The sequence below is a fragment of the Mucilaginibacter sp. P1_D10 genome (assembly GCF_056406215.1).
This window is the reverse complement of the sequence record NZ_JBFUAP010000007.1, coordinates 216,041-231,990: the sequence shown is the minus strand read 5'-3', so window position 1 is coordinate 231,990 and position 15,950 is coordinate 216,041. Positions and strand designations below refer to the sequence as shown.

At 46.6% G+C, this 15,950-nt stretch carries 14 protein-coding genes; 4 read left to right on the top strand and 10 right to left on the bottom strand.

The genetic code is table 11. The annotated features are described in order from the left end of the window. Nucleotides 1-43: 43 nt before the first annotated feature. The 4 genes from AC1DYT_RS13455 to AC1DYT_RS13440 form a co-directional block, all read right to left on the bottom strand. Nucleotides 44-2,416, bottom strand: a complete 2,373-nt coding sequence (locus AC1DYT_RS13455) for an alpha-L-rhamnosidase-related protein (protein WP_477470107.1) — start codon at nt 2,414-2,416, stop codon at nt 44-46. 104 nt (nt 2,417-2,520) lie between these two features. Continuing rightward, a complete protein-coding gene (locus tag AC1DYT_RS13450) occupies nt 2,521-3,318 on the bottom strand; it encodes an ABC transporter permease (RefSeq protein ID WP_477457902.1) in 798 nt (265 codons plus the stop codon). Between the two features lie 11 nt (nt 3,319-3,329). Further along, nucleotides 3,330-4,229, bottom strand: a complete 900-nt coding sequence (locus AC1DYT_RS13445) for an ABC transporter ATP-binding protein (protein WP_477470106.1) — start codon at nt 4,227-4,229, stop codon at nt 3,330-3,332. Next, on the bottom strand, nt 4,223-4,435 hold the full coding sequence (locus tag AC1DYT_RS13440; RefSeq protein WP_133226299.1) for a hypothetical protein: 213 nt from the start codon (nt 4,433-4,435) through the stop codon (nt 4,223-4,225). Before AC1DYT_RS13440 ends, AC1DYT_RS13445 begins: the two co-directional genes overlap by 7 nt. Nucleotides 4,436-4,659: 224 nt before the next feature. Here AC1DYT_RS13440 and AC1DYT_RS13435 point away from each other — a divergent pair, with 224 nt between their 5' ends. Together AC1DYT_RS13435 and AC1DYT_RS13430 are read left to right on the top strand one after the other, a co-directional pair. After that, nucleotides 4,660-5,670 carry a sensor histidine kinase gene (locus AC1DYT_RS13435; RefSeq protein ID WP_477470105.1) on the top strand — a complete coding sequence of 337 codons (1,011 nt, stop codon included), beginning with the start codon at nt 4,660-4,662 and terminating at the stop codon, nt 5,668-5,670. Nucleotides 5,671-5,672: 2 nt separating this feature from the next. Next, complete coding sequence (locus AC1DYT_RS13430) at nt 5,673-6,398, top strand: LytR/AlgR family response regulator transcription factor (RefSeq protein ID WP_477457898.1); 726 nt, start codon at nt 5,673-5,675, stop codon at nt 6,396-6,398. A gap of 386 nt (nt 6,399-6,784) precedes the next feature. Here the strand turns inward: AC1DYT_RS13430 and AC1DYT_RS13425 are convergent, their stop codons facing one another. The 6 genes from AC1DYT_RS13425 to AC1DYT_RS13400 form a co-directional block, all read right to left on the bottom strand. Continuing rightward, nucleotides 6,785-8,137 carry a hypothetical protein gene (locus AC1DYT_RS13425; protein ID WP_477470104.1) on the bottom strand — a complete coding sequence of 451 codons (1,353 nt, stop codon included), beginning with the start codon at nt 8,135-8,137 and terminating at the stop codon, nt 6,785-6,787. After that, complete coding sequence (locus tag AC1DYT_RS13420) at nt 8,118-8,702, bottom strand: hypothetical protein (RefSeq protein ID WP_477470103.1); 585 nt, start codon at nt 8,700-8,702, stop codon at nt 8,118-8,120. The genes AC1DYT_RS13425 and AC1DYT_RS13420 overlap by 20 nt, the downstream gene beginning before the upstream one ends. Continuing rightward, nucleotides 8,699-9,259, bottom strand: a complete 561-nt coding sequence (locus AC1DYT_RS13415) for an RNA polymerase sigma factor (protein ID WP_477457895.1) — start codon at nt 9,257-9,259, stop codon at nt 8,699-8,701. The genes AC1DYT_RS13420 and AC1DYT_RS13415 overlap by 4 nt, the downstream gene beginning before the upstream one ends. 249 nt (nt 9,260-9,508) lie before the next feature. Then, the gene (locus tag AC1DYT_RS13410) at nt 9,509-10,075 is read right to left on the bottom strand and encodes an AAA family ATPase (protein WP_477470102.1); all 567 of its coding nucleotides are present in this window, start codon (nt 10,073-10,075) and stop codon (nt 9,509-9,511) included. A gap of 3 nt (nt 10,076-10,078) precedes the next feature. Continuing rightward, complete coding sequence (pnuC, locus tag AC1DYT_RS13405) at nt 10,079-10,723, bottom strand: nicotinamide riboside transporter PnuC (RefSeq protein ID WP_477470101.1); 645 nt, start codon at nt 10,721-10,723, stop codon at nt 10,079-10,081. A 150-nt stretch (nt 10,724-10,873) separates the two neighbouring features. Further along, nucleotides 10,874-12,937 carry a M13 family metallopeptidase gene (locus tag AC1DYT_RS13400; RefSeq protein WP_477470100.1) on the bottom strand — a complete coding sequence of 688 codons (2,064 nt, stop codon included), beginning with the start codon at nt 12,935-12,937 and terminating at the stop codon, nt 10,874-10,876. A gap of 584 nt (nt 12,938-13,521) precedes the next feature. Here AC1DYT_RS13400 and AC1DYT_RS13395 point away from each other — a divergent pair. Then, on the top strand, nt 13,522-14,661 hold the full coding sequence (locus tag AC1DYT_RS13395; protein WP_477470099.1) for an acyl-CoA dehydrogenase: 1,140 nt from the start codon (nt 13,522-13,524) through the stop codon (nt 14,659-14,661). Nucleotides 14,662-14,717: 56 nt separating this feature from the next. Then, entirely contained in the window at nt 14,718-15,950 is a 1,233-nt protein-coding gene (locus AC1DYT_RS13390) for a peroxiredoxin family protein (RefSeq protein WP_477470098.1), read from the top strand.

Below are 15,950 nucleotides of genomic sequence, written 5' to 3'. Positions count from 1 at the left end.
AAAATTAAAACACAAATACCGCAAAGATTCCATAACGGGGATATTAAATACTAAAGCTATTCTTGCCGCCCTTCAGCGGATAGCTTTTACCTTTCCATATCAATAAGCCATCTGTACGCATCGGTAAATTTATCGTAATGGCCCATTTACTGCCCTTTTTGACGTAATCAACAGCAACCACGCCGTTGGGGTGCGGTATCTCTCCGCTGGCATTCACCATTTTACCCAGGTGCGGCACTATCTTTATTTTGCTGAAGCCCGGCGCATCGCTGTCTATTCCCAGCACGGTTCGGAAGAACTCGATATTGGGACTGGCTCCCCAGGCGTGGCAATCGCTGCGGTTATGCTCCAGGTCGGATATTTCCGCCCAGGTAGTCAGGCCCATCTTGATGTTGTCGCGCCAAACATCCAGCCAATCCATGTAATCATTCCCCAGACCGCCTTTTACCAATGCCTGGTGTAGGTAGTATTTAAAGTAGATGGTGCATTTCACCAGGTTGCTGTCGGTCGCCATTTTTTTGGCGAGGGGTGCGATATTTGCGCCCGCCACGCCGCTTAGGATAGCCAGAGCATTGGTATGTTGCGAGTAAGTGAGCTTGTCGCCTGCATCGGCATAAAAACCTTTGGTGGCATCCCAATACTTGCGTTGGATCGTTGCCTTTAATTTAGCGGCGGCGGCGCGGTATTGTTGCGCATACACCGGCATGCCTATTTTGGCCTCCATTTCGGCTGCCTGCTGGTAGGTCCATAGCAGTTGCATATCCAGCATAGCCGAGTTGCCTTTGGCATCTTTTGGCGGCTGGCCAAAATCCCAGCCTTTGGTGCCCACCCAATCTACAAAGCGCCAATAGGGCGGGTTTTTTAGCGAGCCATCTGCCTGTTGATACCGGGCGAAGAAAGCCAGCACCTGCCGGGTGCCATCGAGCTTTTCTCTTACGAAGGCCTCATCGTTGCGGTACATCCAATAATCGTGTAGCATGCTGACGTACCAGAGCGAGAAGGTAGATATAATTTGCGGACTGAACGATGGGTGCCTGCTCAGCGTAATTCCCTCCGCCAGGCGCGAGTGGTCCATTTGGTTGAGGGCGTTGCGGGCCAGCCGATCATCGCCGGTATTGTAATAGGAAACGAGGGCCTGTATGCGCCCGTCGCCTATGTACTGCAGCTGCTCGTAATAGGGGCAATCGAAGTAGGTTTCCATGGCGCAGGAGCGGGCCGTGCGGAAACCGATATCCAGCATTTGCTGCAGTTCTGGATTGCCGGCGTTCAATTTGGCCTTGAATTTAAAGGGATAGCCGGTAAAGGTGCCGTAGATATCGTTAATGGTCAGCGGCTCATCTTTAGTAGAGATATTCACCAAAATGTAGCGATAGGTGCGGAAGGCCAGCGTTGTGAAGCTTTGCTTAGCCGAGCCATCAGAAATAAGGCTATCCTTTCGGCCAACGAATTTATACCCATCTACATCGTTGCGGTTAGGTTTTACAATTTGATAGGTATTGCCTACGTTTTTCATCGGCGATTCGCAATAGGTGAACGAGATACCCGCATTATCACCCCCGCTGAAATTTAGGCTGAGGTAGGCGTTGGTAAGGAGGGATTGGTCTAAAAGCAGCGAGGCTTTGGTATTGGCCGGAATGGTAAGCGGCGCGGTACCTGAGAGGAAAGTCGCGGGGACGTTAACACCGCTCGCCTTGCGCACTGCCATCAACCGTTGTTGTTTCAATTCCATTTGCGGTAAGGATGAGGGTACCAGCATCCAGCCGAAAGCATTGGTGATGCCTTTGGGGTTTCCCCTGTCTATTTTTTGGGCATTGAGCCAACCATTATCGCTATCCTGCCAGTTTTTGACGGATTTGTGCATATCCACCAGTTCGCCGGGGCCGGCAACGTAATAGGTGCTATAGCCTACACCTAATACAGGTTTATAGGCATCGTTGCGGATGCATTTCCAGCTGTTATCGGTATTCAACATTTCTTCTACGCCGGTATCGCCCTGCAAAATAAAGGCGGTTTGCTGCGATATTTGCGCCTCGGGGCGGTATTCGCCATCGTTCCACACCTCAGCGGCGATGGTGTTTTTGCCGCTGGTTAGGAATGGGGCAATATCTACGGTTTCGTAGTTCCAGTAATAAGTATCGCCACGGGCGGGTCCAAGGGATACGAGCGTATGGTTTACGTATAGTTTATACCGGTTATCTGCCGATACATGCACCACGAACGTCGCCGGTTTAGTAGGCAAATCCACCGACTTGCTGAAATAATAAACGCCGTAGCCCTGCGCCGGCTGGTTAGGCACAGTTATCCAGGAGGCTTTCCATGGGTTTGATAACAGCACGGGGTTGATATTTTGCGCAGGCGCAGTTAAGCACAGTGCAGTACATGCCAGTGCCAGCAGAGCGGTATGGATACGTTTCATTGTTGCGGATAGGATGATAACAGGTTCACTAAAGGTAGAAAAATAGGCAACAAAAAAAGGCACGGTTGCCCGCGCCTCGAATATTTAATTGTTGTTGATGTTCTTTATTTCACGCTCTTCCTTTGTACGATGAAGTACCCCGCTATAAAAACCACTACCGATACGGCCACCGCAACGAATACATCTTTAGTGAATATATCTATCGCAATGTCCTGGGCGGGCCCCCTTTTGTTTTTGAACATACTACTTAAGGCTACCATAGGGTGCGCATAGGGCAGAGTATAAGCATACTCCCAATCTTTGGAAGCTGCTGTGATACCAACAATGGTAAGTATGAAACCGATGCCCATCGGCTTCAAAAAATCGCTCCAGAGGAGGCTCATCAAAAACTGAATAGAAAGGATGCCTAACGACGAAAGGAACAGCTTGAAGTACACCTGCGTAAGCACCCATTCCAGATGGTAAGTATTGAATTTAAGCTCGGGTTTCAGCAGGCTTAGCAGATTGCCGAAGCCGATAGTGAACAGCACGAACAAGGCCAGGCACAATAAAATCAGGAAAACCGCGTAAGCAAACTTTGCCCCGTAAACCGACCAGCGCGAAATAGGCAGGCTGAACAGCGTTTTCCAGGTATCGGCCTTATGCTCTAAGTTGTTTACAGAATAGGCAATAAATATGGTGTACATCGGTAACAGCAGGGTGCCCATTACGCCCAGGCTTACCAACGCGAATTGCAGCCACAGCATCATGCCGGGCATCGCCACGAATTTCTCGCTCTTGAAGTAAAAGATAGATAAAGCCAACAGGCTTATCAAAAATGGCAGTATGATGGCTCCCCAGAAACCGGCGGTTTTGCGGCTCTTGTAAAACTCCGACCGGAACGATAGTAAAAATCCTTTCATGTCTTTTCTGGTTAATTGCTTTTGGTTATAGACAGGAACAGGTTCTCCAGGTCTTTATGTTGTTTGTTGATGGCAAAAACCGTGATGCCGTTTTGGTTAAGTAGCCCGTTTACGGTACCCATTTGCTGTTTAGATATAAATGGTACGGTGAGGCTATCGTTGTTCACGTTTGCTACCTCGTAACGGTTGCGTTTCAGCAGGTTTGCAGCATCAACCACGTTATCAGTTTCAATGTAAATCATGGGCTGGCTTATGGCTTCCAAATCCTTGATATCTCCCTGGAAAAGCAGTTCGCCATTGTTGATGATGCCTACGTGCGTGGCCATCTTCTCTATCTCGGCCAGCAGGTGGCTGCTGATGAATACGGTTGTTTTGTGTTCGCGCGTTAAACGCACCAGCAATTCGCGTATTTCGATGATACCGTTCGGGTCGAGACCATTGGTGGGCTCATCCAGTATCAAAAGCTTGGGGTTACTTAATAGTGCCAACGCAATGCCCAGGCGTTGTTTCATCCCAAGCGAATACTGCCCAGCCTTTTTTCCGGCGGCGTTGCTTAACTTTACCAGGGCCAGCATCTCATCTACCCGGGCATCGCCAACGCCCAGCAGCATGGCGCGGTTAAGCAGGTTTTCGCGGCCGGTCATGTGAGCGTATATAGCGGGCTGCTCTATCAGCGAGCCAATTTCTGATAATATGGCTATGCGGTTGGTTTGCAGCTCTTTCTCGAAAACAAAAATGCTGCCTTCGTCTGTCTTTAACAGATTAAGCAGCATTTTTATGGTGGTGGTCTTCCCGGCGCCGTTTGGGCCTAAAAATCCGTATATACTTCCTTCCGGAACTTGTAACGATAACGCTTTGACAACCTGCTGGCTGCCAAAGCTGAACGATAACCCCTCGGTACGAATTACCATACGTTCTCTTTGCTTACAGAAACAACTGTTTTTACTAAGCTTACGCCTTTTACGAAAAGCGATTTGGCTTGTGCGGCAGATGCATGCGCAGCTGTAAATTCTTGTGTTTTTTGTTCAAACTGGTAGCTAACCCCCATTACTATGGCAAAAAGCACTGGTGCTAATAATAAGATGAATGGGTTTGAATTTGAAACTAACTTTTTCATTGTCGTGATTGTTTTGATAGTACAAAGGAATACTAAACAACTTGCCTGCTAAAATCAATTAGACCAACAGGCCCAAATTGTAGATGAACGCCATTTTACGGCCTGCGGCCCGTTCATCGGTCATAAATGCCCGTTCGTCGAAAAAATGCCCTGTAGGTTGTAATCCGCGGGCGTATTTGGCATCAAAATGCTACTTTAGGCACAGTGGAAACTGTTTATATGGCATGAAAAAGAACTGGCAAATATTCTGGCATGCGTTTTTTTGGGTGAGTGTGATCTCGTTCTTCATGTTTGTGGTGTATAGCGGCGGCAAAAGCACGCTGTATAACTTATTCGTGATTTTCGTAATCTTCGGCGGGGTCAACATCGGATTATTCTATCTCAATTACCTCGATTTTATCCCCCGCTTTTTAGATAAAAAGAAGTATTGGCAATTCGTGGTCACCGTTATAGTGGCGGTTATTGTTTTCGGTGTTGCCAAGTATGGGTTGGCATTGCTGTTTAAGCCCATCATTCTGGTTCGCATGAAAAAGGAGATAAGCTTTTGGCAGTACTTCGAGAGCACTGTGTTCGCCAGCATCATCTTTATATTCCTCAGCACGGTATTCCGGTTTTCAGTAGACTGGTTCCTGAACGAGCGTATCCAGCGCGACCTGGAGAACCAGCGCCTCAGCGCCGAGCTATCCTTTCTTAAATCGCAGATAAACCCGCATTTCCTGTTCAACTCGCTCAACAGCATTTATTCGCTGGCCTACCAGAAATCAGATACCACGCCCGAGGCCATCCTTAAGCTATCCGAGATTATGCGGTACATGCTTTACGAGTGCAACGATAACAAGGTGGAGTTAAGCAAAGAACTGCAATATCTGCAAAACTATATCGACCTGCAGAAGATACGTTTCGGCAATAAGGCCTTCATTAATTACGAGGTGCATGGCGAGGTCACCAACCAGCACATCGTGCCGCTGCTGCTCATCTCTTTTATAGAAAACGCCTTTAAGCATGGGGTAGCAAACGACCCGGCATCGCCCATCGTACTGAAAATAAACCTGAGCGACAGCCACCTGTATTTCTTTGTGCAGAACAAGAAGCACTCGCATAACCGCGACGCATCGGGCGGCATTGGCCTTATCAACGTAAAGCGGCGGTTGGATTTGCTGTACCCCGATAAATATAATTTAGAAATACGCGACGAAGCAGACACCTACACTGTACAATTATCCTTAGTTTTATAACCATGATCAGATGCCTTGTAGTTGACGATGAGCCCCTGGCCCTCCATATACTGGAAGATTATATCTCCAAAATACCTTTCCTGAAATTGATAAAGGCCACTACCAACCCTATAGAGGCCCTAACCATGGTGCAGGATGGCGGCATTGACCTGGTTTTTTTGGATGTGCAGATGCCCGAGCTTACCGGCATACAATTCCTCAAAATATCCAACGGCAAAACAAAGGTAATACTGTGCACTGCCTACCCGCAATACGCGCTGGAAGGGTACGAACTCGATGTAATTGATTACCTGCTGAAGCCCATCGCTTTCGACAGGTTCTTTAAATCGGTACAGAAGGCGCAAACGGTGATTGCCCCTGCTGCAAAGCCCGCCGCAGCACCCGAACCCACCAAACAGGACGACTTCATGAGCGATTTCATCTTCGTGAAAACCGAGCATAAAATACAGAAGGTGTACCTCCACGATATTTTATTCATTGAGGGGCTTAAGGATTATATATCCATCTTCACCCCAGCCGAGCGCATTATTACGCTACAAGGCATGAAAAAAATGGAAGATGCCCTGCCCGAACGCCATTTTATGCGCGTACATAAATCATACATCGTTGCACTAAACAAAATAGATAGCATAGAACGCAGCCGCATCTTCATTGGCGACAAGGTAATACCCGTTGGCGACACCTACCGCGAAGATTTCTTTAAGATAATAGACGGGAAGAATATTTAACTCCTTATAATTTTTGTCCAGTTTTATTTTATAGAAATGTTGGACAAAACCGAGTGAAATCGGGCAGGCCCCGGGAAAACATACATGCCGGTTTTCCCCCTCGACGCTGGCTTAAATTTGCTAAAACGCCTTAAAAAATCTGTGTTTTTCTTCGTTTTTCGGAGTTTTTAATGCTTTTTTATGGCTTTTTCTTTGCAGGCATCAAAGGGCCAAATTTGCATGGAATGTCTGTTTTTGCCTAAATACGGTGCTTTTGAGGTCGCAAAAATTTCCAGCTTTTTCTAATAAATCGCATCGGATTAGCTGTGGTTTTCCAGGAAATTCCAACGGAAAACGCCCTGCCGGCAATAAAGCGGGCAGGGCGTTTTGCGTATTTAAAAGGGCTGTTAATTAAAGCTTACCCCGGTATAACTTGCGTTGATGACGATTTTGTTTGATGAACCGTTGCTGCCAACGTAGCCTTTGTAGCTTTTGGTTGATGACCAGCCCCTGTCCTCATCAGATGGAGATTTTGAGGTTACCTTTACCCTGTCGTCATCGTAGTTGAAGCTTCCGAATTTGGTAGTTACATCAAAGTTAAAGTTTTCCAGCTGTTTAAAATCGAAGCTTATTTTGGTGAACTGCGCATCTACGTTAATGCTTTTAACGGTTTTATCAATAGTACCTATCCTGAAACCGTCGCCGTATTTAGCGGTTACATCTGCCGATCCTTTAAGCCTATCAATACTGATGCCTCCAAATTTGATCTTGGCATCTACATTGTTTGCAGCCCCCAATTTTAACTTGGTAAACGACACGCTGATCTTTCCGCTATTAAAAGAGCTAACAGAAGAGTTTCCATCTCCAAACCGCAGGTCAATCTCGTTTTGAGCGTTTGATAGTTGCCCGGCAACTAAGCTGCCGTAAGATACTTTTGCAAACACCTTGCCCGAAAGATCCGGCAGGATAACCGCACCAAACTTGTTATCGATATCGATAGAGTTGCCGGCCGGCATGTAAACGGTATAGTTTATCTCGATGCTTTGGTGCCTGCTGCTGCGGTTACCACCATTATCGTACAATTTTGTGCGGAACGACACCATAGAGCCCACCTTGCTATCCTCGATGCTCGATCCGTTTATCATGTCGTTTACCGCATCTGCATCATCCGAGCCGAATTTCATCTGCACATCTACCTTAAACTCGTTTTTGGCCCAGGTGTTCACGGTAATTTTGCCGAAGCTGTTGTTTATCTGCAAAACGTCGTTGGCATCTACGCTGTAGGTTTTGCTGTAGTTTTTTATCTTTTCAACCTGATCGCCGTTGTTCACCGTGCTGCTGTATCCGCTGCTATCGGTACTAAAGCTCATGTTACTGAAGCTGCCCGAATCGGGCACCATGCCCATAAAACTACCTGAGAAATTCTTGCCGAAATCTTTCCCAAAATCCTTCCCGAATTCTTTGAAGTCTTTGCCGAAGTTTTTAAACTTCATCTTGAACTGTTTGTTGAATTTTTTAGAGGCCATGGCCAGTTTCTGCTGGCCTTTATCCATACGCAGTTTGGTCATTTGTTTCTGCAGTTTGCTCATCTGCTTTTGCAGGTCGGCCATCTGTTTTTGGAAGCCCTTGTCGTCCAGCTGTTCGGTTTGCGGCGTAGCGGTTTGCGGCATAGCCGATGTTGACTGCGCAAAAGCTACTGTGCTTAAGGCAATGCCTGCAATTAATGCAAACATCCGGCTGTTAAATATCTTTAGTTCCATTCTGTTGTTGCTTTTTGCTTTGGTTAAATTGTTCTATCACACTCAATTGCTGATTAAGCACCTCCGATTGTACCTGCAAGTTCCGGATCATTGCACGTAAAACACGTTCCTGGTTAGGGCTGGTGGCTAAATCTGTACTTAGTTTTTTATAGTTGGCCTGCATTTTGGCCAGTTCGTTGCTAAACTCGTTGTAAAGCTGCGGATCGAATTTGGCTACCTGCTTTAGCTCTATTTTCCTGGTTTCTATCAGCGATGCGTATTGTGCCTGCTGTTTGGCATAGGTTGGGTTAATGCTCTTTAGGTCCACCTCGGCGGTTTGGCCGTTGTTGTTTTTTTGGCTTTGCACATATACACCGAAACCTATACCCATAACCACTATTATCATGGCGGCTACCCTTAGCACGAAGCCAAGGGAGAATGTTTTGGCTTCCCGCTTTTTTGGCAGTTGCTCAGCCTCCCAGGCATCCAGTTCTTTTGAGATGTTGTCCCATATACCGGCGCGGGGTACCAGGTCATCAAATTCTTCCCTGTTATCGCCGATAAAATCTTCCAAACGCTTGCTCATTTTGTTATTCCTTTCCTAATTAGTATCTCGTTCAATTTCCTTTTTGCCCTCAGGAACTGCGTCCTCGAGGTGTTTTCTGTGATGCCTAATACCTGGCCAATTTCTTCGTGATCATACCCCTCTAATAAGTAGAGCGATAATACCACCCGGTAGCCATCGGGCAACTCTTTCATGGCATCCTTTACCTGTGCCACCTTATATTGTACATCGTCGTCGTTCCAGGGCTCTTCGTCGGCTACGTTATCCAGGTGGCCGTCTTCTATCTCTACCAGTTCCAGCTTGCGCTTGCGCAGCAGGTTTATAGAGCGGTGCACCACGATCTGTTTTAGCCAAAGCCCGAAGGTGGTCTCCTGCCTAAAATCTTTCAGCCGGTTAAAGGCATCTGTAAAAGCTTCCTGCAGCACGTCTTCGGCCTCGCCAATGTTGCCCACTATCCTAAAGGCAATGTTCAGCATCGCTTTAGAATATAGTTTGTACAACTCGAAACAGGCTTTCTTGCTTCCCTGCTTACACTCAACTACCAGTTGATAATGCTTATCTACAAATACAGCTTCCAATTAATTTTGTGAGGTTTCAAGTTAAATGACGCAGGCTATTTTGCAACGTTGCATGCTGGTACAAAAAAACACACGATTTATCGATTTTTTGATTAACACGATAAAATAAAGCGGAATTTTATTCGTTACACACGACTTTGGCGAATGGACAGGATTTAAGGATTGAAAGATTAAGCAGGATTAAAATTATAAGCGTAGGCGGGTAGCGTAAAGAGTTCGGCAAACAATCCTGCCAAATCCATCAATCCTTTAATCGTGTCTGGTCGTGTTTGCAAGGTAAGTATCTATAGCCTCAACAGCGCTATCATACCTGTCTTCTCCTGTGCCTGTTATCAAAACGTAATTGGCATGCAGTTCTGTAAGTTCCTTGTACCATACATCCATAAAATGCTCGCGCATGTGCGGGAAATCGCGCAGGGGATCGTCTTCCCAGGGCAGATCTATCGCTAGCAGCAAGTACAGGTCGTAAGGATGTTTGGGCAATTCATCAAGCACCACCTGCGGCGATTTGCCGAAAGAATAATCGCTCCAGATTTTTACGGTGATGAACGTGGTATCGCAGATGAGCAGCTTGTTGGCCTGCGGCAGTATTTCTGCCTCCAGCGCCAGCTGTCCTTCAAACATATTTATCTCATCCTGCCAGGTAGGCGGCGCGGTAAGTTTTTCGCAATAGCCGCGGGCAAACTCGGGCACCCAGGCGGTTTTGTAGTGCTGCGCCAAAAACTTCGACATGGTAGATTTCCCCGTAGATTCGGGGCCCACCACGGCTATTTTTATGATATCGGATGTTGGATGTTCGATCTCGGATTTTTCCATTAGCTATTCTAAATTCTGCTCCCCCTTCAGGGAAATGGGGGGATTTTTATATTGCTTATTCCAATCGATATACCCTTTGTACGCGATAACAAACAGCACCACATATAGCAAAGCTGTAAGATAAAGGCTTTTATATATATAAAGTGGCACGTAACAGGCATCAACAAATACCCATAGCGCCCAGTTTTGCAGCACTTTGCGTGTCATCAATAATTGTGCAACAAAACTTACCGCTGTGCAAAAACCATCGATATAAGGTACGTTGGTAGGGGTGAATTTATCCAATACAACGCCAAGCGCAAGGGCAAGTGCCATTGTTGCAAGGGCGGTTAATGCCAGCTCTTTGGTAGTGAGGCTGGTGATAGGCTTTTCGTTTTTTTCAATCTTTTTGAGCCAGAAGTACCAACCATAAACGCTGGTGCTCAAAAAGTACATCTGCAGTACTGCATCGCCGTATAACTGGTTTTTGTAAAAAACGACAGTATAGGCCAGCACGCTGATGATAGCTACGCCCCAGTTCCAGATGCTTTGCTTGGCTGCCAGGTAAACGCATGCAGCGCCCGTAACTGCACCTACCCATTCTAACAAAGTAGTGTTCCTTATTTCCTGAATCAGTTGCTGGCCTACGGACAAGCTTGATGCGTGCATGCTGTAAATATAAAAAAGCTAATTATATGTTGGCTGTTTTACCACAAAGGGCACAAAGCTTTTACAAGGGCTATAACACAAAGAGCACCAAGAAAAAATCTTAGTGCTCTTTGTGCTTTTATCTTTGTGTACTTCGTGGTAAAAAAACCGCTACCAAATTTTCACCCTTTTGGCCGGATCCAGCCACATTTTGTCGCCTTTTTTAATGCCGAAGGCTTCGTAAAATTCATCCACATCCGTAAAGGGACCATTCACGCGCATAAAGCCCGGCGAGTGCACGTCAGACATGAGCTGGCTCAACAACGATTCGGGCCTGTCGTGCCCTAGCCAGCCCAGGGCATAGCCTAAAAAGTAGCGTTGCAGCGGCGTAAGGCCGTTGATGGTTTTGCCATCTTTATATTGCTGTGTTTTTTTGAACGCATCCAAACCAATAACGATACCGCCCAAATCGGCAATGTTTTCGCCGAGGGTAGCTTTGCCGTTTACGTATCTGTCGCCAATTTTATAGCCGCTGAACTGCTTCACCAACATCTCGGCACGTTGTGTAAATTTTGCCGAATCCTGTGGCGTCCACCATGCTTTTAGGTTTCCCTGTGCATCGTACTGGCGGCCCTGGTCGTCAAAACCGTGGGTAATTTCGTGGCCGATGGTAGATGCTGCTGCGTAGCCGTAAACCACGGCATCATCTATATTCTCATCCAGCGCGCCGGGTATCATAAAAATAGCGGCCGGCAATACAATTTCATTGTTTGAGGGATTGTAGTAAGCGTTGTAGGTTTGCGGTGTCATACCCCACTCGGTACGGTCCACCGGTTTGCCCAGTTTATCAGCATTTAAATGATGCAGGAAAACACTGGCACGCATTACGTTTTGCGCATACGAACTGCGGTCTATAGTTAAGCTGCTGTAATCTTTCCAATGGTCGGGGTAGCCCACTTTGGGCATTACCTTAGCCAGTTTATCAAAAGCCTTTTCTTTGGTGGCCGCGCTCATCCAGTCCAGCTTTTCAATGTGCTCTTTAAAAGTGGCACGCATATCTTCCACCAGTTTTACATAACGTTCCTTTGTTTTTTCGGGGAAGTATTCTTTCACAAAAATTTGTCCCAGTACTTCGCCCATCAGGCCATTCTCGGTATCTATCACGCGTTTCCAACGTGGCAGTTGCTCTTTGCGGCCATATAATGCCATGCCAAAAAAGCGAAAGTTCTCGTCATCAAAGGCTTTGCTGAGGTAAGGGCTGGCATCGCCCACCAGATTTTTCTTCAGGTAGTTCTTCCAATCGGCAAGGGTAAATTTGCTTAGCGCTTCGTTTACCGCTTTATAATATTCCGGCTGGCCAACTATAACGGTATCCACCTTTTTATAGTCCATTTGCTCGAAAGTGCTTTTCCAGTCAATAGCGGGAGCCAGTTTGCTCAAGCCTTCAACCGCCATTTTGTTATAGTTCTTGTAAGGGTCGCGCAGATCCTCCAGCTTGCGGGAGTTTGATGCCAGGAATTTCTCCAACTCGTAAGTTTTATCAGCAGCGGCTTTGGCGGCAGCGGCATCCAGGCCTATGAGCTTGTAAACTATGGGTAAATGTTTCTGCTGGTAATCGGTACGGATATCAACACTATGCTTGTCGGTGTTGAAATAGTAATCGCGGTTGGGCAGGCCAATGCCACCCTGGTATAATTGCAGCATCATTTTGCTGCTGTTTTTATCGTCCTGGCCTACATAAGTGCTGATTGGGGTAGGCACGCCAATAGTTGCCAGGTGCGCAAACTCGGCAACGAGAGCTTTGGTATCGCTTATTTTATCTATCTGTGCCAATTCTTCCTTTAAAGGAGCTAAGCCTTGCTTCTCAATATTCACGGTGTCCATACCGCTGAAATAGAAATCACCAATTTTTTGCGTGTTGCTGCCTTTTTCGGCATTGGCTTTCAGGGCATCTTCATTTATTTTTTTCAGCTTATCGCGTAAGTCGTTTTGCACCACGTTGCCTATACCCCAGCTTGAATATGCTCCCGGTATGGGGTTTTCTTTTACCCACCTGCCGTTAGCGTATAAAAAGAAGTCGTCGCCGGGTTTGGCGGTGGTATCTATGTTCTTGAAAACGCGGTCGTTTTCGGCATAAAGTTTTGCCTGGTCGCCGCTGCCGTTTTTGCAGGCGCCCAAAAGTGATGCGGCAATGGCAAAAAGGGCCATAGCGCGGGTGTTTGTTTTTTTGATCATATTTTAGATGGTGTATGTAAAAAAATACAGGGGGTGTATGTAAAAACAGAAAATCAATTGCAGATAACTATACATAGTTAACATTATTTCATTTTAATAGCAATAGAAGAATAACCGAAAAATTTATCTTAAATCAATTTAAACACAAAAGTTGTAAGGGTTTTGCGAGGCCAAAAACTGCATCTCTGTTTATTTCATTTACTAAGCACTTAATTATCAGCAATTAAGCTGTTTTATTGTGTCAAATTCACAATTTGGCAATTCGACAAAAACAATATTTATGTTTAAACATCGGCCTCTAGCCGGCAAAAAACATGGCTTTAATTTTGTTGTAAACCAAACAGCCCTGCATCATCCTATAAAAAACATAAAAGCATCTACCTATGCAAAAACGTTTTCAGATGTTCAGGCTTAATTGAATTCTCAGTAGCCCAAGTTGAGATGATTTGTTCTTTTTTTTGGGTTTAATCAATAGTTTAAATTAATTAGGGGAAAAGGGAGCTTCCAAAAGGCTCTCTTTTTTTGTGCCTATAATTTTGCTATGCTTGCATAATACTTTAATTTAGGCTCACCAAAACACACCCATGCAGTTTGAACTTACCGAAGAACAATTGATGATACGCCAGGCCGCGCGCGATTTTGCGCAGACCGAGCTAAAACCCGGCGTAATAGAGCGCGACGAGCACCAGAAATTTCCGGCCGAGCAGGTAAAGAAGCTGGGCGAGCTCGGATTTTTAGGCATGATGGTATCACCCGAGTATGGCGGCAGTGGCATGGATGCCATATCCTACAGCATTGTGATGGAGGAACTATCAAAGGTTGACGCTTCGGCATCGGTAGTGGTATCCGTCAATAATTCGTTGGTGTGCTATGGTTTGGAGAAATATGGCAACGAGGAACAGAAACAAAAATATTTGATACCGCTGGCGCAGGGGCAAGTGATTGGTGCCTTTTGCCTGAGCGAACCCGAGGCCGGCTCCGATGCTACCTCACAGCATACCACGGCCATAGATATGGGCGATCATTATCTGCTCAACGGCACCAAAAACTGGATAACTAACGGTAGCACGGCATCTACCTACCTTGTTATGGCCCAAACTGATGCCTCTAAAAAGCACCGGGGCATTAACGCGCTTATCGTAGAAAAAGGAATGGAGGGCTTCACCGTGGGGCCCAAAGAAAATAAGATGGGCATCCGCGGCTCTGATACGCACTCGTTGATGTTTACCGATGTTAAGGTACCCAAGGAGAACCGCATCGGCGAAGAGGGTTTCGGCTTTAAGTTTGCCATGGCCACGCTGGAAGGCGGGCGCATAGGCATCGCATCGCAGGCACTGGGCATAGCAGCAGGGGCTTACGAATTATCAGTACAATACGCCAAAGACCGCAAGGCATTCGGTAAAACCCTGGCCGATTTACAGGCCATCCAATTCAAACTGGCCGATATGGCTACCGAGATAGAAGCAGCCCGCCTGCTTTGCTATCGCGCGGCATGGTTAAAGGATAACCACCTGCCATACGCGCAGGCAGCATCTATGGCCAAGCTATTCGCTTCAGAAACCGCTATGCGCACTACTGTAGAGGCCGTGCAGATACACGGCGGTTACGGTTTTGTAAAAGAATACCATGTAGAACGCCTGATGCGCGATGCCAAGATAACGCAGATTTACGAGGGGACATCCGAAATTCAACGGATTGTCATTTCCCGCGAAGTTTTGAAATAGTAGCCTTCTTTTATTACTTTTGAAAAAGTATATTAAATTAGTAGACTATTTTATCCATGATAAAGAAAATCCTTTTTGGCGCGGCAGTTATTGCTTCGCTATCTAATATAGCTTCGGCACAAACTAAACTGGCTACCGGCGTATGGCGGGGTGCGCTAAAAACCGCGAGCGGCAACGAAATACCCTTCAACTTTGAGGTTAGCGGCAGCGGCAAGCAGAAACTGGCTGTCATCAATAGCACCGAGCATTTGCAGGTACCTAACGTAACCGGCCTTGGCGATTCTGTATTCATCAAGATGCCTTTGTTCGATTCGGAGTTCCGGCTTAAACAAACCGGCCAAACGCTTAGCGGGCAATTCATCAAACACCTGGGCGTGCGCGATGCCGCTATGGAATTTACCGCCATGGCTGCAACCCCTTACCGTTTTTTTAAGGATGGCGAAAAACCGGCCTTTGACGTAAGCGGCCGCTGGTCGGCGATATTTGGCGAGGGTGCCGATCAGGATACCACGGTTGCCGAGTTCAAACAAAGCGGCAGCAAAGTAACCGGCACCTTTTTAACCACTACCGGCGATTACCGCTTTTTGGAAGGCTCCGTTGTCGGCAATCAGCTTTACCTAAGCTGCTTCGATGGCGGGCACGCCTTTTTGTTCATCTCAAAAATAAACGACGATAAAACTTTGAGTGAAGGCAAATTCTTTTCGGGCCTGACCGGAAAGGACGTTTGGACCGCAGTGCGCAACGAGAACGCCAAACTGCCGGATGCGTACTCGCTGGCGGCCTTAAAACCAGGCTATAAAAAACTGGCCTTTAGCTTTAAGGACATTACCGGTAAAACCGTTTCATTGGATGACGAACGCTTTAAGAACAAAGTGGTCATCATCCAGATAATGGGTTCCTGGTGCCCCAATTGTATGGACGAGACCGCCTACATGGTAAATTACTATAAAAAATTCCATAAAAAAGGCGTTGAGGTTGTGGGCCTGGCCTACGAGCGCACTACCGATTTTGCCAAATCGCAAAAAACGGTAGCGCAGGTAAAAGACCGCTTCAATATCCCCTACCCATTATTGATTACCGGCTATACCAGCAATAAAGACGAAACTGCCAAAAGCCTGCCCATGCTTACCAAAGTTGTGGGCTTCCCTACAACCATCATCATTGATAAAAGCGGCGACGTACGCAAGATACACACCGGCTTCAGCGGGCCGGGCACCGGGCACTATTATACCGAATTCATCAGCGAGTTTGAGCAACTGACGGAGGACCTGCTGGCCGAAAAGATATAA

Bases quoted from the DNA above. Each gene is read 5' to 3' on its own strand.
- AC1DYT_RS13430 (WP_477457898.1), top strand. From the start codon at position 5,673: ATGATCAGATGCCTTGTAGTTGACGATGAGCCCCTGGCCCTCCATATA.
- AC1DYT_RS13425 (WP_477470104.1), bottom strand. From the start codon at position 8,137: ATGGAACTAAAGATATTTAACAGCCGGATGTTTGCATTAATTGCAGGC.
- AC1DYT_RS13450 (WP_477457902.1), bottom strand. From the start codon at position 3,318: ATGAAAGGATTTTTACTATCGTTCCGGTCGGAGTTTTACAAGAGCCGC.
- AC1DYT_RS13455 (WP_477470107.1), bottom strand. From the start codon at position 2,416: ATGAAACGTATCCATACCGCTCTGCTGGCACTGGCATGTACTGCACTG.
- AC1DYT_RS13445 (WP_477470106.1), bottom strand. From the start codon at position 4,229: ATGGTAATTCGTACCGAGGGGTTATCGTTCAGCTTTGGCAGCCAGCAG.
- AC1DYT_RS13390 (WP_477470098.1), top strand. From the start codon at position 14,718: ATGATAAAGAAAATCCTTTTTGGCGCGGCAGTTATTGCTTCGCTATCT.
- AC1DYT_RS13440 (WP_133226299.1), bottom strand. From the start codon at position 4,435: ATGAAAAAGTTAGTTTCAAATTCAAACCCATTCATCTTATTATTAGCA.
- AC1DYT_RS13410 (WP_477470102.1), bottom strand. From the start codon at position 10,075: ATGGAAAAATCCGAGATCGAACATCCAACATCCGATATCATAAAAATA.
- AC1DYT_RS13395 (WP_477470099.1), top strand. From the start codon at position 13,522: ATGCAGTTTGAACTTACCGAAGAACAATTGATGATACGCCAGGCCGCG.
- AC1DYT_RS13400 (WP_477470100.1), bottom strand. From the start codon at position 12,937: ATGATCAAAAAAACAAACACCCGCGCTATGGCCCTTTTTGCCATTGCC.
- pnuC (WP_477470101.1), bottom strand. From the start codon at position 10,723: ATGCACGCATCAAGCTTGTCCGTAGGCCAGCAACTGATTCAGGAAATA.
- AC1DYT_RS13435 (WP_477470105.1), top strand. From the start codon at position 4,660: ATGAAAAAGAACTGGCAAATATTCTGGCATGCGTTTTTTTGGGTGAGT.
- AC1DYT_RS13420 (WP_477470103.1), bottom strand. From the start codon at position 8,702: ATGAGCAAGCGTTTGGAAGATTTTATCGGCGATAACAGGGAAGAATTT.